This is a genomic window from Runella aurantiaca (assembly GCF_003339505.1).
GTDB lineage: Bacteria > Bacteroidota > Bacteroidia > Cytophagales > Spirosomataceae > Runella > Runella aurantiaca.
Window position 1 is genome coordinate 185,171 of sequence record NZ_QPIW01000007.1, and the last position, 23,128, is coordinate 208,298.

The 23,128-nt window shown below is 43.4% G+C and carries 24 protein-coding genes; 5 read left to right on the plus strand and 19 right to left on the minus strand.

All coding sequences use genetic code 11. The features are described 5' to 3' along the window. Positions 1 to 122 precede the first annotated feature (122 nt). From DVG78_RS11200 to DVG78_RS11220, 5 genes are all read right to left on the minus strand, one after another. Positions 123 to 740, minus strand: a complete 618-nt coding sequence (locus DVG78_RS11200) for a cupin domain-containing protein (RefSeq protein ID WP_114461164.1) — start codon at positions 738 to 740, stop codon at positions 123 to 125. A 108-nt stretch (positions 741 to 848) separates the two neighbouring features. Continuing rightward, on the minus strand, positions 849 to 1,406 hold the full coding sequence (locus DVG78_RS11205) for a helix-turn-helix domain-containing protein (RefSeq protein ID WP_158550007.1): 558 nt from the start codon (positions 1,404 to 1,406) through the stop codon (positions 849 to 851). A 297-nt stretch (positions 1,407 to 1,703) separates the two neighbouring features. After that, the gene (locus tag DVG78_RS11210) at positions 1,704 to 2,459 is read right to left on the minus strand and encodes an alpha/beta fold hydrolase (protein ID WP_114461166.1); all 756 of its coding nucleotides are present in this window, start codon (positions 2,457 to 2,459) and stop codon (positions 1,704 to 1,706) included. 146 nt (positions 2,460 to 2,605) lie between these two features. Next, positions 2,606 to 3,505, minus strand: a complete 900-nt coding sequence (locus tag DVG78_RS11215; protein WP_114461167.1) for a sugar phosphate isomerase/epimerase family protein — start codon at positions 3,503 to 3,505, stop codon at positions 2,606 to 2,608. 114 nt (positions 3,506 to 3,619) lie between these two features. Then, positions 3,620 to 4,903: a Gfo/Idh/MocA family protein gene (locus DVG78_RS11220; protein WP_114461168.1), complete on the minus strand. Its 1,284-nt coding sequence runs from the start codon at positions 4,901 to 4,903 to the stop codon at positions 3,620 to 3,622. A gap of 311 nt (positions 4,904 to 5,214) precedes the next feature. Here DVG78_RS11220 and DVG78_RS11225 point away from each other — a divergent pair, with 311 nt between their 5' ends. Further along, entirely contained in the window at positions 5,215 to 6,225 is a 1,011-nt protein-coding gene (locus DVG78_RS11225) for a bestrophin family protein (protein WP_114461169.1), read from the plus strand. Positions 6,226 to 6,235: 10 nt separating this feature from the next. Here the strand turns inward: DVG78_RS11225 and DVG78_RS11230 are convergent, their stop codons facing one another. After that, positions 6,236 to 7,078 (minus strand): helix-turn-helix domain-containing protein, encoded by an 843-nt coding sequence (locus DVG78_RS11230; RefSeq protein ID WP_229598201.1) that lies wholly within the window; start codon positions 7,076 to 7,078, stop codon positions 6,236 to 6,238. 15 nt (positions 7,079 to 7,093) lie between these two features. Then, positions 7,094 to 7,642, minus strand: a complete 549-nt coding sequence (locus DVG78_RS11235; protein ID WP_114461170.1) for a cupin domain-containing protein — start codon at positions 7,640 to 7,642, stop codon at positions 7,094 to 7,096. Between the two features lie 339 nt (positions 7,643 to 7,981). On the opposite strand from DVG78_RS11235, the gene DVG78_RS11240 reads away from it, so the two are divergent. Both DVG78_RS11240 and DVG78_RS11245 read left to right on the plus strand, forming a co-directional pair. Continuing rightward, positions 7,982 to 9,451 (plus strand): tyrosinase family protein, encoded by a 1,470-nt coding sequence (locus DVG78_RS11240; protein WP_158550008.1) that lies wholly within the window; start codon positions 7,982 to 7,984, stop codon positions 9,449 to 9,451. Positions 9,452 to 9,459: 8 nt separating this feature from the next. Beyond that, positions 9,460 to 10,002: a hypothetical protein gene (locus tag DVG78_RS11245; protein WP_114461172.1), complete on the plus strand. Its 543-nt coding sequence runs from the start codon at positions 9,460 to 9,462 to the stop codon at positions 10,000 to 10,002. A gap of 87 nt (positions 10,003 to 10,089) precedes the next feature. On the opposite strand, the gene DVG78_RS11250 is transcribed toward DVG78_RS11245, so the two are convergent. Next, on the minus strand, positions 10,090 to 11,517 hold the full coding sequence (locus DVG78_RS11250) for an alanine/glycine:cation symporter family protein (protein ID WP_114461173.1): 1,428 nt from the start codon (positions 11,515 to 11,517) through the stop codon (positions 10,090 to 10,092). Between the two features lie 197 nt (positions 11,518 to 11,714). On the opposite strand from DVG78_RS11250, the gene DVG78_RS11255 reads away from it, so the two are divergent. Further along, positions 11,715 to 14,087, plus strand: a complete 2,373-nt coding sequence (locus tag DVG78_RS11255; protein ID WP_114461174.1) for a PDZ domain-containing protein — start codon at positions 11,715 to 11,717, stop codon at positions 14,085 to 14,087. 445 nt (positions 14,088 to 14,532) lie between these two features. After that, on the plus strand, positions 14,533 to 15,501 hold the full coding sequence (gene rlmF, locus DVG78_RS11260; RefSeq protein WP_114461175.1) for a 23S rRNA (adenine(1618)-N(6))-methyltransferase RlmF: 969 nt from the start codon (positions 14,533 to 14,535) through the stop codon (positions 15,499 to 15,501). Between the two features lie 17 nt (positions 15,502 to 15,518). Here rlmF and DVG78_RS11265 read toward each other — a convergent pair whose 3' ends face one another. The 11 genes from DVG78_RS11265 to DVG78_RS11310 all read right to left on the minus strand — a co-directional run bounded on the left by DVG78_RS11265 (position 15,519) and on the right by DVG78_RS11310 (position 23,109). Next, positions 15,519 to 16,361, minus strand: coding sequence for a helix-turn-helix domain-containing protein (locus DVG78_RS11265; protein WP_114461176.1), 843 nt, complete (start codon positions 16,359 to 16,361; stop codon positions 15,519 to 15,521). Positions 16,362 to 16,454: 93 nt separating this feature from the next. Further along, the gene (locus DVG78_RS11270; protein ID WP_114461177.1) at positions 16,455 to 16,901 is read right to left on the minus strand and encodes a hypothetical protein; all 447 of its coding nucleotides are present in this window, start codon (positions 16,899 to 16,901) and stop codon (positions 16,455 to 16,457) included. A 108-nt stretch (positions 16,902 to 17,009) separates the two neighbouring features. Beyond that, entirely contained in the window at positions 17,010 to 17,948 is a 939-nt protein-coding gene (locus DVG78_RS11275) for a hypothetical protein (protein ID WP_114461178.1), read from the minus strand. Between the two features lie 50 nt (positions 17,949 to 17,998). Further along, positions 17,999 to 18,538 (minus strand): hypothetical protein, encoded by a 540-nt coding sequence (locus tag DVG78_RS11280; RefSeq protein WP_114461179.1) that lies wholly within the window; start codon positions 18,536 to 18,538, stop codon positions 17,999 to 18,001. 84 nt (positions 18,539 to 18,622) lie between these two features. Further along, positions 18,623 to 19,408, minus strand: a complete 786-nt coding sequence (locus tag DVG78_RS11285) for a helix-turn-helix domain-containing protein (RefSeq protein WP_114461180.1) — start codon at positions 19,406 to 19,408, stop codon at positions 18,623 to 18,625. 193 nt (positions 19,409 to 19,601) lie between these two features. Further along, positions 19,602 to 20,294, minus strand: coding sequence for a hypothetical protein (locus tag DVG78_RS11290; protein ID WP_147277055.1), 693 nt, complete (start codon positions 20,292 to 20,294; stop codon positions 19,602 to 19,604). Positions 20,295 to 20,313: 19 nt separating this feature from the next. Further along, positions 20,314 to 20,457: a hypothetical protein gene (locus DVG78_RS30055; protein WP_158550009.1), complete on the minus strand. Its 144-nt coding sequence runs from the start codon at positions 20,455 to 20,457 to the stop codon at positions 20,314 to 20,316. A gap of 92 nt (positions 20,458 to 20,549) precedes the next feature. Continuing rightward, positions 20,550 to 21,056, minus strand: coding sequence for a cupin domain-containing protein (locus DVG78_RS11295; protein ID WP_114461182.1), 507 nt, complete (start codon positions 21,054 to 21,056; stop codon positions 20,550 to 20,552). Between the two features lie 59 nt (positions 21,057 to 21,115). Further along, entirely contained in the window at positions 21,116 to 21,961 is an 846-nt protein-coding gene (locus tag DVG78_RS11300; protein ID WP_114461183.1) for a nuclear transport factor 2 family protein, read from the minus strand. Between the two features lie 45 nt (positions 21,962 to 22,006). Then, positions 22,007 to 22,360: a hypothetical protein gene (locus DVG78_RS11305; RefSeq protein ID WP_114461184.1), complete on the minus strand. Its 354-nt coding sequence runs from the start codon at positions 22,358 to 22,360 to the stop codon at positions 22,007 to 22,009. Then, positions 22,357 to 23,109, minus strand: a complete 753-nt coding sequence (locus DVG78_RS11310; protein ID WP_114461185.1) for a hypothetical protein — start codon at positions 23,107 to 23,109, stop codon at positions 22,357 to 22,359. Before DVG78_RS11310 ends, DVG78_RS11305 begins: the two co-directional genes overlap by 4 nt. Positions 23,110 to 23,128: the final 19 nt, after the last annotated feature.

Below are 23,128 nucleotides of genomic sequence, written 5' to 3' on the forward strand. Positions count from 1 at the left end.
TTTATCTCAAAACAAATAGCAGCAGGGTACCCAAATTTATCTAACGGTTTTCTAAAAAATAAAAATACGCTGTCAGGGCAATTTCCTAACAGCGTTGGAGCAAAAATCTTAATAAAAAACTATCATTTCAATCCATATTTCTCAACTATGGCTTGGCGTTGCTCGTGAAATTCAACAATTCCGTAGCGAGTATCAAGCTCTTCCAACTGAGCCAACACTTCTTTTGAGTTTGGGGCAAGCCCTTTTTTCATTGCATTGGGCATAATTTTAAAAAATAGTTCTTCTAAGTAATTCTCAAAGTCTTGGCCAAAAAACATATCCATAAACCGAGCGGGCTGATTGCTCGCATTCCAAAATGTGTGAACAATTCCGTGGGGTCTAAACAATATTCCCCCTGCCTTTACCTCATACACTTCACTGCCCACAAGTACATGTATTGTGCCCTCCTGCACAAACATCATTTCGTCTAATTCCTTATGCACATGAGGCGAAGGCCCCATCGTCTTCGCAGCGATGGCCCCTTCTATACTCGAAATCTGTTTGTTGGTCTGGCCACTTTTAACCATCGTCCGGATATTTATACCTGCCGGTCCGGGAGTTAAAATTGCTCCTGCCGGTAGATGAAATGGCTTAAGTACTGGCCGGTCTGTAAGTTTTGCGTCATGATGTGCCAAAGCATTGCCAGAATTTATTGTTACCCCTGCAATTATGGTTGATGAAAGGAATGTGCGGCGTTCCATGATTGAAGTGATTTAGCAGTGAAATTGTTATCCATTTTGTTCCAACAAAACTGCAACTACCTCTCCAATATTTAGTGGTAAAAAAGTGCCATATTTCAATCGAATTGTTCACAAATTCACGATGATTTCGGGACGTTTGGCGTATTCTTTGATCATAAGATTAGGGGTAACGTTGGCAAATTGCTTGAAATCTTTAACCAAATGATAGTAATCTGTATAACCAAAATGAACCGCCACAGTGAGCCAGTCCAAACCGGGATGCCTTTCTTTGTACTGAAAAGCCTGATAAAAACGGCTAATGCGGCTGTACAGTTTGGGACCAATCCCCATACGTTCACTGAATTTACGTTCAAACTGTCGGGCGCTTAGATTTGCCTGATTGGCAAGCCAATCCAACGAAAAAGGAGTAGGATTGGCCAGTAGCAATTGACCAATCTTATCAATAGGATGTTTTTCCCTTTGAATACACCTAAGTTTACGGAGCAGGTACTCTTCAGCGTGTGAAATCATCTGAGGATAACTATCAGCATTGGCAATCCGGTCGTTGACCGACCGCAACTCCTTATCAACAATTAATTCTGCATCGCAAAACATGGCAGTAAGCTCAGGATTGGCAAAACCCAACAGCCGAAACATGGCTCCCGGCTGAAATACAACCATTAGCATCAGGAAATCTGGTTCAGTAAATGTACGAAAATTGAGCCGGGATACTTGCTGACCAAACAAAGCATTATGGGCTATTTTTGAAGTTTTACCCGTTATTGGATCATGTGATTGTATATATCCTCTCGCAAAAAACACAAGCGCTTGCTCAACACGCGTTGGATAAGGTTTAACACTAAATTCTTCTGGCATCGAACCTACGTTACACAATAGATAATTCTGCACAAAAGGTTGTAAAGCCAAGCAGGGCACTATTTCTTGATAGATCATAGCCTTACGTCGTAACGGCGAAGTACAAATCTAATTACATTTTTCCAGTATTTTCAGTAATTCAACGGGCTGATCCCGCATGGCATAATGCCCCCCTTCTAAGGTCAAAACCTGCCAGCCCCGTTGTTTTGCCTTTTTAGCAAAAGGCGCAAACCCTGCTTTTTGAACATCCGCGTTTTGAGTCATTAAGATATACGAAGTGGAGATTTTTTTAACAGTAGGATTGGCAATAACCAGCGGTTCCGTAAAGGTTTTCAGAGGCTGTGGCACATCCGTTGGCGGAGTCGGTTTGGTCGGTCCAAAAAAGTAATTCACAAAGCCGTCTTTGGTAAAAGGCTTTGTCGTGGCATCTCCATTAGGTCCAAGGGAAATGTAAACACTTTCCCCATTGTCAGGTACAAAAGCATCAAGATAAATCAACTTGCTGATACGTTCGGGGACTTGTTCGGCCACGCCCGAAATCACCATCCCGCCGTAACTGTGGCCCACCAAAATGACATTGTGCAGGTCTTCAAATCGGAAAACGTTAACAATATCATCAATATGTGTTTTTAAACTAATGGCAGGATTGGCCAAATGAACCCGTTCTCCTAAACCTGTCATCGTAGGGCGATATACAACGTCTCCCCGTGCAGTCAGTATTGAATCTATTGTTTTGTATTCCCAACCACCGCCCCAGGCTCCGTGGACGAACAATATCGTGCGTGGCTCCTGTTTTTTAACTCCCTGTCCGTACACGTATCCGATTCCGAGTAGAAAAAATAAAAAAAAGGCACTTGTTTTCATTGTCTTGATGGTTTAATGTCAAAACAAATGTACCCGGTTCATGCAGGTACCGACAAGTACAAAAACGACATCTTTTACCAATACACCTCAAATCATCTGTCCAATGAACACAAAAAAAGCAAGCCTTCCGACTTGCCTTTTTTGATTTATACCGCTTTAAAGATACCGTCCATTTTTTGACTGATGACTTCCAGTCGCTTTCGGTCGCCGCCGGGTACTTCTGCCGAGGCCCAACCCGAATAACCAATTTTGGCGAGGGCTTGGTTGACCACAGGCCAATTGCAATCTCCTTCCAACAACTCCACGTTAAAACCTTTCCAGAGGCCTTCGTCCTGTTGTTTTTTACGGCTGAATTCCTTGATGTCAATCTTCATGATGCGTTTGCCGAGCGCTTCAATCCAATGCTCAGGCCAGCCGTAACGGAGGATGTTGCCCACGTCAAAGTACCAGCCTACCAGCGGGTGATTGATTTCGTCTACGTAACGCGCCGCTTCAACGGGACTAATGAGGAAGTTGTTCCATACGTTTTCGAGCGCGATTTTGATGCCCGTTTTTTCAGCAATCGGAATCAATTTACGAATCTCGGCCTGCGAACGCTCATAGGCATCTTTGTAGCTGGTGCCTTCATTGACTACGCCAGGAACGAGCAACACCGTAGTGCCGCCGTACATTTTACAGTCATAAAGGGATTTTTCCATTGCCTTCGAGCACACCTCCCGCACTTTAGGGTCGGCACTCGACAACGGCGATTTCCAATGCGCAGAATTGACTACTCCCGGCAGCTCCAGACCCGTTTTGTCGCGGGCGTCCAATATTTCTTTGGGGTCGATATCGTTGGGGGAATCCAGCTCAACACCGTCAAAACCAAGGTCTTTCAGGAGTTTAAATTTGTCGAGCACGGAAAGCTTTTCGGTTACCATTCCGTATTTCAAGCTCTTCTTAATCAGCGGTGGTGCCACGGGAGAAGCCTGCACAAACGTATCGACGCCTATTACTGCCGCCGAAGCCGCCACGGCGGTATTTTTGATAAATGTTCTTCTTTGCATGAGAGAGGTTTTGGTTTATCCGAAAATAAAATGTCCGTTAATTGTTAACAGTAATCATTCATCCTGTACGGATAAGTTTTTACAGATAACAACTAACGGACAGTATTTTAAAACTTATATGAAAGGCGTAAATCCAGGGCGAGCCACCTCTATTTTTGGAATAGGTGTCTCGAAGTTGACCGAATCAGGGCCGAGTTTCTCGGTTGATTTCATGGCATCTTCCCACGTAATTTTCTTGCCAGTATACGCTGCCATGCGACCCATGATGGCAATCATGGTGCTGTTGGCCATCCACTCACCGTTGTTAATGGGCTTGCTGTTACGGATAGAAGCAAACAATTCGTTGTGCTCGGTTTGGTACATATCATTTTGTACGCCCGAATATTCCCACGGATTTTGTCCTTCAATTTTGTGCGTTGGACGCGAGCAATTGGCCATCGCACGGCCTTTGGTTCCGAAGGTCTCCACTAAATAGCTACGCTCCGTATTTTCCTGCTGACGCGAGAAATGGAACCCTTTGGCCCCGTTGGGATAATCGTAAGTGATGGCAAAGTGGTCAAAAATATGACCGAACAGCGGGTCAACCCGCACCTGACGACCACCCGTTCCGACGGCGCTCACGGGCAAAACATCACCCATTGCCCACGACATCATGTCGATGCTGTGAACGGCCTGCTCTACGATGTGGTCACCTGCTAACCATGTGTAATACATCCAGTTACGCAACTGAAACTCCATATCTGACCAACCAGTCTGACGCGGAAAATTCCAGGCACCACCTGTATAATAGGTATTGTAAATGCTCATTACTTCGCCAATCGAACCATCGTTGATTTTGCCAAATACGGCACGTTTTGGTTCGTGGAAACGCCAGCAAAAGCCCGAAACAAGCGATAGGTTTTTCTCTTTGGCGACTTTGGCCAATTCCATGACCTTACGAATACCGGGCGCGTCAACGGCTACCGGTTTTTCACAAAAAATATGTTTACCCGCGTTGATGGCCGCTTCAAGGTGCAACGGACGGAAGAAAGGAGGAGTTGCCAATAAAACAACGTCAACGCCCGAATCAATCACTTTTTGATAGGCATCAAACCCCACGAATTTACGCTCATTGTCCACCTTTACTTTATCTCCGTGTACTTTGCGCAATCCTTCCAAACACGTATCGAAGCGTTCAGGGAAAATATCGCCGAGGGCGTGTAAAACTACGTTGGAGTCTGCTTTGAGGGCTTGCATCGCTGCGCCAGAGCCACGGCCGCCACAACCGATAAGACCCACTTTGAGGGTGTCACTGTTGATGCCCGCAAAAGCACGATTTGGAACAATAATGGATGGAAATGCAGTGCTTGCAAGGGCCGCTCCTGCTAATTTTAACACATCGCGACGTGAGGTGTTCATATAAGTGTGTGTTTAAATGGTTTAGAAAATAGTAAATATACAAAACAATGATTTACCGACGATATCCGCCTTACCTATTATTTCAAGGTTTGTACGCTGATTCAAAAATGCTACATTTTTTTTAATAAATAGTAATTAAATAGTAAATTATTTTAAATAATGACGCTAAATCCTCCATTTTGTTGGGAATTGGATTTTTTGGCCTTAACTGGAAAATGCCCATGAATCTTTAAATGCCAAACGATGAAACCTAGTACGGGCTATTGCAAAACTGAAATCACTTCTTATTTTTGGTCAAAAAACCGACACTCATGTACGTAAAGCGCCATCTCAATTTTGTCATTATTTATTTTTACACTTGGAGAATGATTTTAGCTTCGTTGCTTACGGGAAGTTTGGCTATTTTCGTTTACCAATACTTGGGTTGGAAGTGGGTTGCGATTCCTTGGCTACCCATGTCATTGATTGGTACGGCCACTGCTTTTTATGTAGGTTTCAAAAACAATCAAGCTTACGGCCGCAACTGGGAGGCACGTATCATTTGGGGCGGCATTACCAATTCAAGTCGGGCGTTTGGAGCTACGCTCAGGGCCTATGTTAACAACGATTTTACGGAGCATCCTGTACCACAAACCAAGATAAACCAAGAAATACGCACGCTTATTTATCGTCATATCGGCTGGCTCCATGTGCTCAAAAACGCAATGGCCCAACGTACTGCGTGGGAACATGAAGACATTGCCAGCAAACGCCAACGCAAAGCACTGGCCAAAGACCCAGAATCCATTGAAGAGCACTTAGCTCGCTGTTTGTCACCTGAAGAAATTGAGTGGCTAAAAACCAAGAAAAACGGAGCAACACAACTATTGGATAGGCAATCACAGCATTTGGTCAGGTTGCGGCGCGAGGGTATGATAGACCATTTTCGTCACATAGAACTACAAAAATTCATTACTGATTTCTATACTGAGCAAGGTCGATCGGAACGCATCAAAAACACGCCTTTTCCGCGCCAATATGCCACCACGAGTTTGATTTACATCTTTATCTTTATTGTTTTGCTGCCTTTTGGGATGATTGGAGAGTTTGTTAAACTGGGTGAAACCATGCTATGGCTCCTGATTCCGTTCAACTTGGTGGTTACGTGGGTATTTATGCTGATGGAATACACCGGCGACGTGAGTGAAAATCCTTTTGAGGGGTTACTCAACGACATTCCGCTGCGTAGCATCGTTCGTACGATTGAAATTGACCTACGAGATATGCTGGGCGAAGATAATTTACCCGAAAAAATACAACCTGAATTTGGGATTTTGTTGTAAGGTTAACCCCTTACGTCTCCACCACCCCAAAGGCTCGTTCGGGTGAGTGACCATCCTGTAGAAAAAAAGCGTTGGGCGTCAAATTGGTAAATTCTTTAAAATCTCGCACCAAATGTTGGTAGTCATAGTAGCCTAAGTCGATGGCAACACTCAGCCAATCCTTGGAAGGTTGGGCGTTTTTAAGTTTCATGGCATTCTCAAAACGGGCAATTCGGGCATACAACTTGGGACTAACCCCCTCACGTTGAATAAATTGACGATAAAACTGCCGCTGACACAAGCAAGCTTGGTCGGCAAGCCAATCCAAAGAAGCAGTCGAAGGGTTTTGTAGAATATAACGGCTCACTTTATCAATCGGCCGTTCATTCTTTTTTACTTTTTTGATTAAATGCAATAAGAAACTTTCTACAATTTCAATCATTTCGGTGTAATGACCCGCGTAACTCAATCGCTCATTGACTAAGCGTATTTCGGTAGAAAACACCTGCTCAGCATCCAAAAACGTATTGGTCAATTCATTGGCAGGAATGCCCGTAAGACGAAACAAGGCTCCGGGCTGAAATTGCACTTGAAATACCATAAAATCCCGCCCTACGTGGCGGTTTGTAACGATAGAATGTTGCCCATACAGGCGCGACCGCGTACTTTCCACCAATTTGCCATCAAATCCATATTCCACTTTTTCGGGGTCTTTCGGAAAAAAAGACAAGCAATTTTCGGCACGAGGCCAATACGATTTTACGGGTAAAACCGCCATCGAGCGCGGAAATTCACAGCCTACAATCTGAAACTGCCTCACGTATTCACGCAAGGCAGGGCTTGGAAGTCGATAATCGTAGATGGCCACCATCATCTGAGCAATTTGGGTTTATTTTATCGTTAATCCCGGGCCTAAAACAGTCATTCCGTGTGCTTTATGAATCTCTTCTGCTTGCTCTTTCGTCGGTGGGGCTTTCAACTCATTCATTGACAGGAAAAACTCCTCCATTTTACCCGCAGGTTGAACGTAATAAATGATTTTGCTTTTTTCAGAGAGTTGTATCCACGTATGAGGAACGTTACGCGGACCAAAAACAGTATCCCCTGCATTCGCCGTGAACTGCTTATCGCCTACCTGAAACAAAAACTTCCCTTCAATGATAGAAAAAATCTCGTCCTGATCATGATGTACGTGCAAAGAAGGCCCCACTTTATCGTTGCCAATATACTCAAAAACAGCCAATTGACCATTGGTATCTTTGCCCGAAATTTTAAGGTCATTTGGGTTAATTCCTTTGTAAGGCGTATGAACACCAAAGCGGGCGTCACCCGCTTTGACCACAAACGGAGGGGTGTTCGTTGTGACCGTTTTCTGGGCTAAAAGAGATGGAGTGGCTACGCCAGCCGTGGCAACGGCCAAGAAGTTTCTGCGTTTCATGTTTGTTTGCTTTTAGGTTGTTTATGATGCAAAACTCCCCATTCATACGCAGAAATTGGTGGGAAAAAATGGACATTTTTGGATTTTAATCCCCGCAATTGCGTTTCAGCTTATGTGTGAAGTCAAAACGATTAGGCATTCTTTATTTGACACCGCAAACATCATAAGTGTTGCCCTAAGTCACAGACAACGACCCGCCACATATCTCCTTTAATAATCAGGTATTTATACCCTGCAAAACAAGTATAAATACGCTTGTTTTTTTTGCATTTTATTCTTCAATTTTGTATAAAAATCAAATGTTTTTACGCATGTCACCCTTCCTAAATTCTAATGGTTATGTTCAACTCATTCTATTTTTCGACAGGAATCATTTTATTGATTCTGGGGGTTTCCAACAATGTTGATTTTAAGCCCAAATCAAGCGCTTCTTCGGAGATTGTCATTTGTAAAACAGACGATCTTGAATCTTTACCCGCAACTAGTTTTACCAATAATGCAACCAATCCGATGGCAGTGATGGTTAGGAAAAATGTTTATTCCCTGACTGCCGCCGAAATTGCTTCCATTAAAACTGGGATAGCGGCCATGAAAGCCCTGCCCACAACCAACAAAACCAGTTGGGCCTACCAAGCCGCAATTCACGGCACTACCCTTACCAACAATCTACCCTCCTGGAACTCATGCCAGCACCGCACCCAGTTCTTTCTGTCATGGCATCGTATGTATCTGTATTTTTTTGAACGAATCTTACGGGCAAAATCTGGAAATCCCAACCTCACCCTGCCCTACTGGAATTACCAAACCAACGCCGTACTGCATCCAGCCTATCGAAACAGCGCCGCCAGCAATACCTTGTATAACAGCACCAGAAATGCCTCTATCAATAGCGGCGGAGCGTTGCCCGCAAGTATTTCGACCTCCATCAACAACGCCCTCAACAATATTCCATTTTTTGATTTTAACAGTGACCTTGAAGGCCCTCACGGTTCTGTACACGTAGCAATAGGTGGTAATATGGGAAGTGTGAATCGAGCCGCGCTAGACCCCGTTTTTTGGTTGCACCATACCAACATCGACCGGCTGTGGGAAGCTTGGCTAAGAAAATGCGGCGGACGACAAAACCCCACCTCAGGTGCTTGGGCAACGCAAAACTTTACATTTTTTGATGAAAACGGAACCGCCGTCACCATGTCGGGTAGTCAGATTGTCAAAACTGCGACCCAATTAAATTATCGATACGATTTTCCATTTATGTTGCCCTGTAATTTTGTCATTGCTAACCTTGAGCGTTGGAGATGGATTACATTTAGACCCTTGCGCATTGAAGGCATCACAAAAATCGAAAACAATCGCGCAAAGATTTCTTTCGCCCGGTCCAATGCCGCTACCTTTGATAAGATGATTAGGGACAATAAAATGGACAAAATATTGGTATCAACCACCGATATTTCTGACAAACTTTTTGTGGAATTGGAAGACATAAAAGTAGACAAGCTCCCCGAAGGTACGGTTGAAATTTACCTCAATTTACCAGCCAACGAAGTCCCCACCTCTAAAAGCAAATCCTTTGCGGGTACGCTTGACTTGTTTACGGCTACGGCCCATGAAGGCCACGGAGAAAAGCACCCCATAATGATCAACGTAACCACTGCCGTAAACGCCCTAAAACTTAAACCAAGTGATTTAAAAAAGGCCGAATTGACAGTGGTTGTAAGGGGAAATTCAGTAAAGGGTAGTGAAATAAAAACCAACGGAAACGTACAGATAGGGGCAATTAATTTCGTTATTCAGAAAGCACAAAAATAATTGGCTTCATGAATTTCAAAGCTCATTTTTCAATCGTCTTGGCTGCGTTTTCGGTTTTAACAATCGAAAACGCGGCTATTTCGGCCTGTAAGCCACCCCAAAACACTTCCGTGATTGCCGAAAGCAGCAGAGGAATCGAACTCTCAAACAAGCAAATTAGGAGTCAAGCGGTATTAAAACGACTAAAGCCTTTTCAAACTGCTACGGCAAAAAGCTACACTCTTTTATTGGAGAAAATCAAATTAGATCAATTGCCTGAAGGAGTCTATGAAGTCTATATGAGCAACGACCCAGCAGAAGTAACCCGTACGATTCCAGAAAACACCGCCTTTGTAAACACCTTGGACTTGTATAATTTGCAGAGTTCTAGCGATAAAACTATGCCAGTAAATGTTACAAAAAATGTAAAACTGTGGTTGGAAAACGGCAAAGAAACCGCCGATATTTACGTAGTGGTAGTATTTAAGGGAAATGTTTTACCAGACAATACACCTGTTCAGAATGCGGGAAAACTCACCATCGGTAAAATACGTCTTTTGGAAAACAGATAACCATTGAGCGTATCACTACTATTCTAGATATTTGTAGCCGTAATGTTTTAATCTACTAAAACATTACGGCTACAAACTTATGAAGGGTTATTCTTTATCCCATTCATCCGTATTTTTAATCCCCAACTTCTTGGGACTGAATACGGGATCTATGCCTGCTTTTCGCTGTTGTTCATAATCTTTAAAGGCTTTGAAAGCGGGTTTTCTGAGTAGTAAAATAGCAATAATATTGAGCCACGCCATCATTCCTACGCCAATATCACCCAAGGTCCAAGCCAAAGCAGCGGTTTTGATAGAACCATAAAAAGTGGCGGCCATAATCATCACTCGGAGCCCGTTTACCAACCATTTATTATCCCCTTTGGAAGACAAATAGCTTAAATTGGTTTCGGCAATATAGTAATACGCCATGATGGTCGTAAAAGCAAAAAACAATAATGAAATCGCCACAAATCCACCACCCAACGCTGGGAAATGGGTATTGACCGCTGCTTGCGTATATTCTGAACCGATGGCTAAGCCCGGCACATTTTCCACCAAAAAACCACCCGCAGGATTTACAACGTTGTATTTGCCAGTAAACAAAATCATGAGCGCCGTGGCGGTACACACAAAAAGCGTATCCACATATACCGAAAACGCCTGCACCAACCCCTGCTTGGCAGGATGGCTAATTTCAGCCGCTGCCGCCGCGTGCGGTGCCGTACCTTGCCCTGCTTCGTTGGAATAAATGCCTCTTTTTACCCCCCACGCTACAGCCATGCCGAAAATACCCGCCAAGGCTGGCTCCATGTCAAAAGCGGAGCGCAAAATCAGGCTAAACATCGCGGGTACTTTGGTGATATTGAGGCCGATGATAGTTAAAGCCATCAGGATATAACCTCCCGCCATAAACGGCACCACGATTTCGGCCACTTGTCCGATGCGCTTCACACCGCCAAAAATGATGAGTCCCAGCAAAATAGTTATGATACCGCCCGTTATTTCTACTGGTATATCAAAAGCGATTTTGGCACTCAACGCAATGCTGTTGCTCTGCACACCCGGCAAAAATAAAGCCGTACTCAGAATCGTGGCCACCGCAAAAAGGGTAGCATACCACTGAATTCCCAATCCTTTTTCGATGTAAAAAGCTGGTCCTCCACGGTATTGACCATCTTTGACCTGCTTATAAATTTGTCCAAGTGTGGCTTCGATAAAAGCCGAGGATGCGCCTAAGAAAGCAATGGCCCACATCCAAAAAACAGCCCCCGGCCCTCCCATGGCGATGGCCGTAGCCACCCCAGCGATGTTTCCAGTGCCTATCCTACCCGAAATCGCAATGGCAAACGCCTGAAACGACGAAACGCCTTTGGCTGATGCTTTGCCACCAAACAGCAAAGCCACCATTTCTTTTACGTAACGAACCTGTAAAAAACGGGTGGCAATCGAAAAGTAAATGCCCGCCCCGAGGCAAAGTAAAATCAGGGCATTACTCCAAATAATGTCATTGACAGCGGTAATCATTTTTTCCATGAAATTCCTGTGAGATTAGTTGTTAGGTTTAGCTTATACAGAAGAGAATTTTAAGGTATGGAGTGAATCTTGTATTCAAAGAAAAGGATATTAAATGAAAAGCGTGATAATCTGTCCAAAAAAAGATTGATTACAGTAGAAAAGTTGTATTTCACCTATTTTAAGTACAACCCATTCTGCGAACCCAGTTTTTGATTATGCCTGTATTTACCCCAACATTTATACGCTTCGTTTTTCTTTTTTTCGCGGCCTTATTGACGCAATCAGCAACCGCCCAAGTCACTTTTTATGTGGCTCCCAACGGCAACGATGCTAACAACGGTATGTTACAAAAACCGTTCAAAACGCTCTCCAAAGCGCTCTTGTCGGCCCAAGGGGCAAAAGGACAAAAAGTAACCATTCAATTGAGAAAAGGGACTTACTATTTGGATAAAACACTGGTAATTAACGCCGTCGATGCCTTATTTGAATCACTGGAGATAACAGGTTATAAAAATGAGCCCGTTTTTATTGATGGGGGGCAACCCTTACAACTTGCTTGGAAACCTTCCCAAAACGGCATTTATCAGGCGGTTGTAGCGCCAAATATTGCATTTGAACAACTATATATCAACGGTCAGCAGCAGCCGTTGGCCCGTTATCCTAACTACGATGCTACGGCCCGGGTTTTTCACGGGACCGCCGCCGATGCGATTTCACCCGAACGCGTCAAAACTTGGAAAAATCCGACTTGCGGGTACGTTCACGCCCTGCACTCGGGCGAATGGGGCGGGTTTCACTACCTCATTACGGGCAAAGACGAAAAAGGAGAATTGAAACTGGAGGGAGGTTGGCAAAACAACCGCCCCGCCCCAATGCACAAACAGTACCGTTTCGTCGAAAATATCAGGGAAGAACTGGATGCACCTGGAGAATGGTTTTTTGACAAAACAACCCGTGTTCTTTATTTCTACCCTCCCCAAAACATCAATCTTAGCACCGCTTTGGTGGAAGTAACCACGCTCAAAAATCTCCTCGAACTGAGGGGCACGACCTACAAGCCCGTCCGTAATGTGCAGCTCAAAGATCTGCACTTTGTGCATACCGAGCGCAGTTTTATGGAAACCAAAGAACCGCTGGTGCGCAGCGACTGGACTTTTTATCGGGGCGGGGCAGTACTTTTTGACGGCACCGAAAACTGCAAAATCAGTGATTGTACATTCTCTAATTTGGGCGGGAATGCCATTGTGGTAAGCAATTACAACAAACACACCACCATCAGCGGTTGTCACATTCACCACATCGGCGCGAGCGCGGTGGCGTTTGTCGGCGACCCAAAAGCGGCACGTTCGCCGTCGTTTCGGTACGAGCTTTCGATTCCGTACCAAAAATTGGACAAAACGTCTGGCCCACAAACCAACAATTTTCCGCAGGAATGTACAGTCACGGATAACCTGATTCATGACATGGGTCAACTGGAAAAACAGGCCACAGGGGTTCAAATTGAGCTATCAGCCTCCATAACAGTGAGTCACAACAGCATTTACAACACCCCACGCGCGGGTATCAACATCGGCGATGGAGCATGGGGTGGGCATATTTTGGAGTATAACGACGTATTTAACACGGTCTTGGAAACGGGCGACCACGGTGCTTTTAATTCTTGGGGGCGTGACCGATTCTGGTACGCCAACCGCAGCTACATGGACAGCCTCGTGGCGGCGCATCCCGAACTGATTTTGTTAGATGCTCAAAAACAGACCATTATCCGTCACAATCGTTTTCGTTGCGACCACGGTTGGGACATTGATTTGGACGACGGTTCCTCGAATTATCACATTTACAATAACGTTTGTCTCAACGGCGGGCTCAAACTTCGGGAGGGTTTTTACCGCAAAGTAGAAAACAATATCATGGTCAATAATTCCTTTCATCCGCACGTGTGGTTTAAAAACAGCGGCGATGAGTTCAGGCATAACATTGTCATGAAAAAATACTTCCCCATTCAGATCAAAGACTGGGGCGTGAACATAGACCAAAATTTATTCCCAGATTCGGCATCGCTGGCATTGGCCCGTAAAAACAACACGGATGCCAAAAGTACCGCAGGAAACCCCGCATTTATCAACGCTTCGGCGGGAGATTATCGGGTAAGCGCCTACTCTCCTGCCCTGCTCATCGGCTTTAAAAATTTTTCAATGACAGATTTTGGAGTACAAAAACCTGAGTTAAAGAAACTTGCTTTGCAACCAGTCATTCCAGCGCTTATCAATGCGCAATCGCTCGACGGCAAAACCTCAACCATCTCATTTTTGGGAGGTACGCTCAAAAACATTGAAGGGTTAGGCGACCGCTCGGCCTACGGATTGCCCGACGAGACGGGTATTCTTGTGACCTCAACTGGGCAAAAAAGTCTTTTGACCCAATCCGGTTTATTAGAAAAAGACGTAATACGCACCGCTGATGGCAAAAACGTCAAGAACATCCGCGAGTTTCTGGATATTTACCAAGAAGTCAATTGGCACGGCAAAATAAACATCGAAATTATTCGAAATCAGCAGCCTATGAAGATGGTATTGCTTCTAAAATAAAAACTGCCATCGACAAGCGAGGATGGCAGTTTCGATCAATACAAACTAAATCTATTTGGGTCACTGACGGAAAATATCTCCCGTTTGGTGTTATCTGTGAAAATGTTCTACCATTTTTTAGGAGCCTCCTTCGACCACTTCCCGACAACTATTTATTGTCTAGTTAAATGAATAAACCACTTTCTCAGAGACATAGATTATATGAACTTATGTATGTTTAGATTAAGAATATCAAACTATTTTACGACGAAATAAAATTAGTACAATACCCAAATTTTTGTTTCAGAATGAAATTAAATTTGGATTAAAATTCAAGAATATAAAATAGGCAACCCAATTTTTCAGTTAGCGCGCGGTACTTAATCCAAAAAATCATTCTTTAATTCGACGATTCATTGGATGATTTTTCAGTAACTTACGTTTTCCCAAAAATGTACAACTCCCAATGACGTCAATAGCTGATTTGAATTCTACTGAAAAACAAAGCCTTCATCCCCGAAATCCCCACCGTTTTCGTTACGATTTTCCCGCACTTATCAAAAGTTGCCCCGCATTGGCCCCTTTTGTTACGCGCAATAAATACCAAGATGAGTCGGTTGATTTTGCCAATCCCGAGGCGGTCAAAATGCTCAACAAAGCCATTCTTATTCATTTTTACGGTATTCAACACTGGGACATTCCCGCCAATTATCTTCGGCCTCCCATCCCTGGTCGGGCCGATTATATTCATTATTTGGCCGATTTATTGGGTTCGGTCAATGATAACGTTATCCCAATCGGCAAGGAAATTACGGGGCTTGACATCGGCGTGGGGGCCAATTGTGTCTATCCCATTATCGGACACCAAAGTTACGGTTGGCGTTTTGTCGGGTCGGATATTGACCCCAAAGCAATTCAGAATGCCAAACGAATTGTGACGGCCAATCCCGTGCTTACGCCCTTTGTTGAATGTCGTCTGCAAACAACTCCCACCGCCATTTTTAAGGGCGTTGTGCAAGCCAACGAAAAATTTGATTTTACGATGTGCAACCCTCCTTTTCATGCTTCATTGGCCGAGGCCACCGCAGGTACACAGCGCAAATGGCAAAACCTAGGACGGACAAGTGCCTCCCAAAAAGAAACCCTGAATTTTGGCGGGCAAAACGCCGAATTATGGTGTGAAGGTGGCGAAAAAGCATTTGTGACCAAAATGATTGAGCAAAGCGCCCAAATCGCCAACCAGTGTTTTTGGTTTACTTCATTGGTTTCCAAAAAAACGACATTACCCTTTTTATACAAAGCCCTAAAAAAGGCAAAAGCCTTTGAAATACAGACGATTGAAATGGCTCAAGGACAAAAAGTCAGTCGTATGGTAGCATGGACTTTTCTCGGAACCCACCAACAAAAAGTTTGGCGGCAGGAACGTTGGCGGTAAAACAGAAGCAGCTATTTTTATAACCCTACAAATTCAGCATTTAGCTTCAATCGCCGTTCGGGGTTAAGATTGCTTTCCTTAATCAACATATTGGGCGTGACTCCCGCAAAACGTTTGAAATCTTTTACCAAATGCTGGTAATCGGTATAACCCGTATTTACCGCGATACTCAGCCAATCTAAGTCTTGTCGGGTATCTTTTAATTCATACGCCTGATAAAACCGACAAATGCGAGCGAAATACTTGGGTGTTACGCCTACTTGCCGCTCAAAGCGTTTTTCAAATTGCCGAAAACTCAAACACGCATCATTGGCCGTTTGGGAAAGGCTAAATCCTTGCGGATTTGCCAAAATGACGCTTCCAATGCGGTCAATCGGCTCAAATCCGACCTTGACACGGGCGACTTTCTTCGTAAAATATCGGTCAAGAATGCGAGGGAGTTCGTCATAAACAGTTGCATTGGCCAATTGGTCTTCTACATCGTCTATTTCTCGCCCCAAAATCGCCTGCGCTTCTACGTATTGATGCAAGAGTTCGTACATGGGTATACGCAGGAGTTTATGAATGGCTCCGGGGTGAAACCGAACATGAACCATCATGTATTCGGAAGGTAAATGCAGATTTTGGCGGGTAGCAGGTAATCCAAAAATGCACGTTCTAGGACGTACCTTAAATTCACCCGTCTCTACGGTTTCGGCGGTTTTGGTGCCTCGAATAACAAACGTCATCCCCTCTTCGGGATTGACAGGATAGGCTTTAATCGGTGTGGGAATGTCTTTCCCAAATTTCATGTGCAACACCAAATACTCTTTGATGTATTGACGAAGGTCTGGGGCAGGAATGATACGTTGGCAAATCATGGCAAGTACTTTTGTCGAACTATTCCCTTAATACCTACTCATAAAGCAATCTTTAATACTTGCTTAAATATAGACAATAGTTTGATTATCAATTTATTTTGGCAAATAATAATGTTCGGAGATAGCCGTAATTTTCCAATCCTTGCCTACTTTTTCGAGCAGCACTACACGGTGCGCTTTGATTGCCTTGCCGTCGGGGGCGGTGTAGGTTGTTTGGTAGTTGGCAGCGGCAATCGTCCCCGCCGTTTTGATGCGGAAGTCGGCGTTGCTCACACTCAGGGGCATGGCAGGCGGGAAAGCGTCGTCGCCGGCAAAATCAGCACCCGTACGTGAAGTGTAGGTACCGTCGGGTAGGTTTACGCTCACAATCGTGTGTTTGTTATCGGTGGCATCAAAAGACCAATATTTCCGCACCTCGTTGGGCTGATGCGCTTTGAGCGCTTTGGCTTCTGCAAGTAGCGTGGCTTTGATGGTATCTTCTTCCGTTTGGGCATATACGCATCCTGACGCAAGCAAAAGAACAAAGAATAAATTTTTCATTTTTGAACAGGTTATTGTAAAAAATAAGATTGAACAAAAATGGAGGTTTAAAAGAGGCTTTTAGTGGTAAAAAATCGTTGAATTTAACGGCGCTACGAACAACACAAACTATTCATTCTTCAAAATCGACGGCCTTATTTTCAGGAACATCCAAGCCACGATGACCTGTAAGGCCAGACCCGCAGCAGCTCTGTATATCAAATCATCTGCACCTAATTTCTTAATTAATGGCAGCGAATAGGCGCTGTTTAATGGAACTTGAAAATCAGGCACAAAGTAGAGCAATGTAATCACAAAAAGGTAAAGCACAAACAACAAATAGCTGGTCACCAAGTATTTAGAAACTTCTTTTGGTCTGCGCCAATACATAGCAATCATTAGAAAAATAGGAGAAAAAGCCGCAAAAACGAACATAATGCCAAACAATAAGTTGGGGGGAGTTTGCCGATAGGCCAGCCAATCCTTTGCTCCCACGGTTTCCCATAATGGATACGCCAAGCTACCTTCAATGCTCGTTGTGCCCATATTGTAGAAGTTCAACACGACAACAAGCAGGAATATCCATTTGGCTACAGGTTTAACGTCTTGGAGATACTTATGCAGAAATGAAATAAGGATGGCCACTTGTAGGGCAGAAGGGATAATTTGGAAATAAAGCGTTTGGGACAACAGCTGTTGGTTTTGCGTCGCATTATAGCCCGTGATCGCCCATTGGTTATAGATAGGCATCATCACCCATAGGGTAGTTGCTACGGAAATCACGCCTAAGACTACACTGATATAAACAGCCCATTTGGGAAAAATAGGGGGCGCCAGCCAAATCATTGAAATCGCCGAAAACAGCATTAAAACGGCTGGCACGTACCCAACCCAAATCATCAAGCCGTTGTAGGTCTTTGTATAAAGCAGAAAGTTTTCATGGACATTGGCAAATTGAGGATTCACGATGAATTGTAACATTAATACAATGCCAAAGTGGCGCAGCGTAAGAATGCTATAGATGAGCAAAGCCCATTTTGTGGCAGTTGTATTGTAGTTGACAGGCATAGAAAACTGCTTTTTTTAAATTCTTGATAATGAAAATTAGCAACTAAACTTCACTTCTGAACCGTACTGTCATGCCGAATTGAAACAAACGGCGTCAAAGCTACCAACACAAAACCCAAAATAGAAAACCACTCCCTGCTTTGAAAATTCTTGATTACCTGCGGGTGCATTTCATTGATTTTTGCCACTTGCTCGGCGGTAAGGTGCTGAAAATCCAAGGTTTCGATGTAGCGATTGATTGGAATCTGTTGGTTGCCAGTCAGCATTACATCAGCTATAAATAGCCCCAAAGCGGCTAAAATCAACCAAAATATTGGCGTTCGCCATTTGTTGATAAACAAGAGCAATGCAATAATATACCCAAACAGAATGATGGGCCCAAAAACTTCCATGCGCACTCGCATAAAACCGTCGGTAATTTGCCAAGATTTGGCCCAATCTACCGAATTCATCAAATCGCCTTTGGCATTGATAATACCAAAAACCAAAGGGTTTATCATGCCCGAAAAATGCAAACCTGCGTAAATACCCGAGATAAGAACAAGCAAATACAACGCAACGGGGCGAATGGAGTTGATAAATGGCATCATTGGGCAGAAAATTGGATTGAATTGATAATTTCACAAATCTACTTAACCCTTTAAGAGGAGACTTAGTAAAAAAACGACATTTTATCAGTAAATCACGGCTTTCTCAAAATCAAAACCGCTCGGAACTTCGCCCGTAAATTGCTTAAAATCACGCAATAAGTGATTGTGGTCGAAGTAACCGCAGTCATGGGCAACGTGCATCCAACTCAACTGAGGAGCCTTTTGTTTCAGTTTCATTGCCTGATTGAAGCGCGCAATGCGGCTATAAAATTTGGGTGATACGCCAGTCCGCTCCAAAAACTTCCGTTCAAATTGACGACTGCTCAAACAAGCCTCCTGCGCCAATTGATCTAAAGAAAAATGGTAAAAATTGGATTGCTCCAATACAGCATCAATGGCGTGTTTTTCTACCCTGTAATTAACGATTTTTCGAAGTAAAAAAGCCTCCGTAATGCTCACCATTTGCCCAAACGTAGCCGCGTTTTCAATTCTTTCCCGTATTTCCTTGATTTCGTTTCCTAATACCAAATTGATTTCTTCATAACTACCCGCAAATAATGTCATCGGAATACCAAACAACCTAAAAAAGCCAGACGGTTGAAGCAAGACTTTAAACATCAGATAGTTGTTGGGAATTACTAAATTGTGACGAACCGTCACCTGCCCAGTAATGATATTATCGGGAATCGTTTGAGTTGATTTATCCAAATAGTTTACGTGTAATCTATCTTTTGGGTAAAAATAGAGACAGGATTCGGGAATAGGCGCGATGGGAATGCTAATCGCAGGGGCTTTGTGCTGTAAGTGCAAATACCAGTACGCTTTTACAAAAGGCCGTAGGGCCGGATGTGGTGGTAAAATTTGAAGCATAGCAAGGCAGGGTCTATTTCTTAAAAATACACCCAAAGTCCCTGATATTCAAAGAAGAAAAGCATAATTTATTAAACGGTATCGGAAACAAACAATGCTCTTGTGGTATTCAATCTCTTGTTAAAATCTAAAAAACAAAAAATTGACGGTCTTTGATGTAAAAATCAGGCTGTGCTCCAGGTATGTAGCCCATTTATTCAACGGTAATATCACCCCAAATCATTGTCCGGAGCTTTTCTAACAAGGCAGGATTTGCCAAAAGCAAATACACGACAACTGCTAAATTGAAAATATAATACCCGAAGCCAATCAGATAAGGCTTATACATTTTACGATTGAAGAATTCTATCCCAAACAATAACACCCACAAACCCAACTGTACAGGCAAACCGGGAACAGAGACACGAGCCAAAGCAGGATTGATAAAGGGAATAATGCTCATAATCATAAAACGGGAATGATAAGCCGTTTTTTTGCGGTAGTAAATGGCTAAACCATAAAACACCATAAACACAGGAAAATCGAACAGATTAGCCGCAAAAACAGGGATATTCTTTTCACGGCTATGTGTTTGATTGATAATCAACACAAACGAAAATACCATCAACGCTACCAACAAATAAGACACCTTACCCAACTGACGGTGTAGTTCTACTTTTTTGTTTACTACCAGAAAAGGCTGAATGATAAGCAACAACAACCACAGCACAACCATTGTAGCATGGAAGTGTGTAACGGTCGTAATCGTAATTGGCACATTACCAATTGGGCTTATAACATTTTGAAAATCAGGAAATTCACTAAAGTAACTTTGATAAAAACAGGCAATCACTACCACAAAAAAGGTAGCGAAGAAATAGGGCAGAAAGCAGTAGGTTTTGTCCATTGAATTTGATTTTTTATGCTCAGGCTTTAAGACCATACTTTTCTAAAATTGCGTTGCGTTTTTCGGGAAATACCGTCAAGTCAAATCGCTTATCCAAGTCAGCCCTTCGTTGCAGGCCTTCTGACGAATGAATACTTAATCCTTTGGCTTTGAGTTCGGGCATAATTTTAAAAAACAGTTCTTCAAAAAAATCATCGAAGTTTTGACCACAAAAGAAATCGGTGAAATGGACCGAAAATAGAATCGACCGAGTTTTTATTCCACTTTCAATGGTGAGCCTACAATTTTTGAATTATTTACGACCATCGCTTTTTGTATGTTTTCTGGTGTACGTTCTTTGAGGTTGCCTATTTGCCTAAACATTTCTTCAATATTGCCTGCTGGTTGATAGGTGCTTAGTTTACGTCCTGTTGTGTTTTGGCCAAGATGTACAAAGGCATGGGGCGTTCCTCTTGGAATAAAGAGCGTATCGCCTGCTTTGAGTTTTATTTTTTCATCTCCTATCTGAAAAAGGTAATCACTTTCTATCACGGTTACTATCTCGTCTTGGTCTTGATGAATATGCAGGGCGGGGCCAGCATTTCCTTTTGTGTGTATCTCAAAAATAGCTAATTGCCCATCCGTATCTTTGCCCGACACTTTGAGGTCGTTTCGACTGCCGCCGCCCAAATTTTCGTTAAATCTGGTTTTGTTGGTTTCTACTACAAATGCTTTGTCGGTGCGTTCTTTGAAAGGAATATTCAAAAACGGCACAGCAGCCATTGAGAAAAATGTACGTCTTTGCTTGAAAATTGTTGGTTTAAATGTTTTTGAAATCTTGCTCAAATTGTACTTGCGTGGCGTATAAGCCTTTGCCAGCGGCCCTCACGCAGCACCCATACCTCTGTAAATCGGCGTTGGTGGGCTTTTCCGGCATCGGCCCGGTTGGCATCAGCTGTAGGCGTTACTTCCTCTTTACCTGCTACAATAGCCAACTTATCGCCTTCCATCGCAAAATGTTCGATGGTTTTTTCAAACTTACCGTATTTGATAATGCCAGCCTTTACACGTTCAATCATCTTTTGTTTGCCAATCATCTGCCCAAATGGGTTGGTAATAACCATATCGTCAGGGTAAAATTTACGCATAGCCACCGTATCTTGAGTCAGAATCAGCCTTTCTTGGTAATTTATGAGGCTATCTATTTGGCGCAGTACTTGTTTTTTGTAGACTTCTGCTGGCTCTACTTTTATAATCGTAGCATGTCGCCCTATCATAACCCATTGGTTGTTAGCGTATTTCCAAATATTAGTAAATCGACGGGTAACGGTCTTGCCTGTATGTTGTTGATGTAGCTGCGGTTTTGTGATTTCTTCCCCCATCACCAAGGCAATGTTATCGTTAAAGGTAATTTTTTCAATATTTCGCACAAACGAAGCATAGGCCAAATTGCCAGTACGTAGCTGCATTTTTGTACCTTCTACCGTACCTACTCGGTTGGCAGGAGTATTTACGACCATCTCATTCGACCAAATTTTTCCAAACAAAACAGCCGAATCGCCACGCATAGTGGCTTCTCGCTCAATGTTTTCAAGGCGGCGAAGTTCGGCTTCACGAGGGTCAGTTTGAGCGCATAGAGTGATAATTGATAAAAGAAAAACGAAGAGTGAAATGGTTAGTTTTTTCATTGTTTTGAATTGATTACAGATAAAAAATTAAGATTTCTTCTGTTTTTATTTCGCAGGAAACCCCGCATCCGACCAAGCCTTGAATGTCTCTAGTGCTGCCAAAGACAAAACCGCATCTTTGGGCATGTCTTTTTTGACATAGACCCTTTCATAAATCTTTGGAAGGTAATATTTGTCGAAGGTGGCTGCATAATCTTGGGGATTGTAATGCCAATTCAAATAATTGCTTCGACCAGTGGCGTGGCAGGTAGCACAGTGCGTATCAAACCAAGGCTTCATAATGGTATGCCCAAACGCCACTTTTTGAGGCAATACCTCATCAGAATCATGCTTACAAGATGCCAATAGTGCAACTGCCAGCAGAGCAATTGCACCATTGAAACAAAGCCATTTTATCATTGCATCATCATCATTTCATCCAAACTCACCACAATATTGTCGCCCTCTTGCTTGATACTGTATTTCATGGGATAATAACCTGCATTCGCAAATTTTGTGGGAATAGGCGTACTTTTCGTGATATTGGGGCTACTTTGAAGCAACGCAAGCGTAACCATAGGCTCATAAAACGTTACTTTGCCATCATACGACCCCATGATAAAGGTTTCGGTAAATTTTCCGCCGTTTAATTCTGTTGAGGTAGGATTTGCCCAGTGAGCACCCATTGTTGGAACACCCCCAGGAAGCTTAATGTAAGGCTTGGGCATGTAACCATCGGCGGGTATGTTATCAAATTTAGCCGCTGTATTAGGCATATAGGGCGGAATGGCCTCTCGTTCGGCCAAGGGTTGCATATAAAAATGAATGTCAAAGTGAGCTACGTCATAGATCCCCGGCGGCTCATGTCCTGTATGCGAAAACGATAAAAAAATGTGGTCAAAGGGCGTTTTTCCTACGGCTTCTGTCGGCAGTTTCAAAACCAAAGCGGTGAGTGCCGTGTGAGATAGGTTGTCTAATGCCCCTTTTGTGAATGTCATCCCAATAGAGGTGGGCAAGTTGTTTTCTGAAAATGTCACCCAGCTATACGCCTTTCCATTTCCGAGCGTTTGTTCTGCACCTTTGTAGGTTTGAGGTGTTGTCACCTCGTCTTTTTTACAACTTCCCAACATCATCAGTAAAGTTGCACAGGCAAAAAATAGTTTTTTCATTTTATGCGATTGTTTTAGT

Coding starts and splice junctions, on each gene's coding strand:
- DVG78_RS11200 (WP_114461164.1), bottom strand. CDS start 740: ATGGAACGCCGCACATTCCTTTCATCAACCATAATTGCAGGGGTAACA.
- DVG78_RS11205 (WP_158550007.1), bottom strand. CDS start 1,406: ATGCTAATGGTTGTATTTCAGCCGGGAGCCATGTTTCGGCTGTTGGGT.
- DVG78_RS11210 (WP_114461166.1), bottom strand. CDS start 2,459: ATGAAAACAAGTGCCTTTTTTTTATTTTTTCTACTCGGAATCGGATAC.
- DVG78_RS11215 (WP_114461167.1), bottom strand. CDS start 3,505: ATGCAAAGAAGAACATTTATCAAAAATACCGCCGTGGCGGCTTCGGCG.
- DVG78_RS11220 (WP_114461168.1), bottom strand. CDS start 4,903: ATGAACACCTCACGTCGCGATGTGTTAAAATTAGCAGGAGCGGCCCTT.
- DVG78_RS11225 (WP_114461169.1), top strand. CDS start 5,215: ATGTACGTAAAGCGCCATCTCAATTTTGTCATTATTTATTTTTACACT.
- DVG78_RS11230 (WP_229598201.1), bottom strand. CDS start 7,078: ATGATGGTGGCCATCTACGATTATCGACTTCCAAGCCCTGCCTTGCGT.
- DVG78_RS11235 (WP_114461170.1), bottom strand. CDS start 7,642: ATGAAACGCAGAAACTTCTTGGCCGTTGCCACGGCTGGCGTAGCCACT.
- DVG78_RS11240 (WP_158550008.1), top strand. CDS start 7,982: ATGTTCAACTCATTCTATTTTTCGACAGGAATCATTTTATTGATTCTG.
- DVG78_RS11245 (WP_114461172.1), top strand. CDS start 9,460: ATGAATTTCAAAGCTCATTTTTCAATCGTCTTGGCTGCGTTTTCGGTT.
- DVG78_RS11250 (WP_114461173.1), bottom strand. CDS start 11,517: ATGGAAAAAATGATTACCGCTGTCAATGACATTATTTGGAGTAATGCC.
- DVG78_RS11255 (WP_114461174.1), top strand. CDS start 11,715: ATGCCTGTATTTACCCCAACATTTATACGCTTCGTTTTTCTTTTTTTC.
- rlmF (WP_114461175.1), top strand. CDS start 14,533: ATGACGTCAATAGCTGATTTGAATTCTACTGAAAAACAAAGCCTTCAT.
- DVG78_RS11265 (WP_114461176.1), bottom strand. CDS start 16,361: ATGATTTGCCAACGTATCATTCCTGCCCCAGACCTTCGTCAATACATC.
- DVG78_RS11270 (WP_114461177.1), bottom strand. CDS start 16,901: ATGAAAAATTTATTCTTTGTTCTTTTGCTTGCGTCAGGATGCGTATAT.
- DVG78_RS11275 (WP_114461178.1), bottom strand. CDS start 17,948: ATGCCTGTCAACTACAATACAACTGCCACAAAATGGGCTTTGCTCATC.
- DVG78_RS11280 (WP_114461179.1), bottom strand. CDS start 18,538: ATGATGCCATTTATCAACTCCATTCGCCCCGTTGCGTTGTATTTGCTT.
- DVG78_RS11285 (WP_114461180.1), bottom strand. CDS start 19,408: ATGCTTCAAATTTTACCACCACATCCGGCCCTACGGCCTTTTGTAAAA.
- DVG78_RS11290 (WP_147277055.1), bottom strand. CDS start 20,294: ATGGACAAAACCTACTGCTTTCTGCCCTATTTCTTCGCTACCTTTTTT.
- DVG78_RS30055 (WP_158550009.1), bottom strand. CDS start 20,457: ATGCCCGAACTCAAAGCCAAAGGATTAAGTATTCATTCGTCAGAAGGC.
- DVG78_RS11295 (WP_114461182.1), bottom strand. CDS start 21,056: ATGGCTGCTGTGCCGTTTTTGAATATTCCTTTCAAAGAACGCACCGAC.
- DVG78_RS11300 (WP_114461183.1), bottom strand. CDS start 21,961: ATGAAAAAACTAACCATTTCACTCTTCGTTTTTCTTTTATCAATTATC.
- DVG78_RS11305 (WP_114461184.1), bottom strand. CDS start 22,360: ATGATAAAATGGCTTTGTTTCAATGGTGCAATTGCTCTGCTGGCAGTT.
- DVG78_RS11310 (WP_114461185.1), bottom strand. CDS start 23,109: ATGAAAAAACTATTTTTTGCCTGTGCAACTTTACTGATGATGTTGGGA.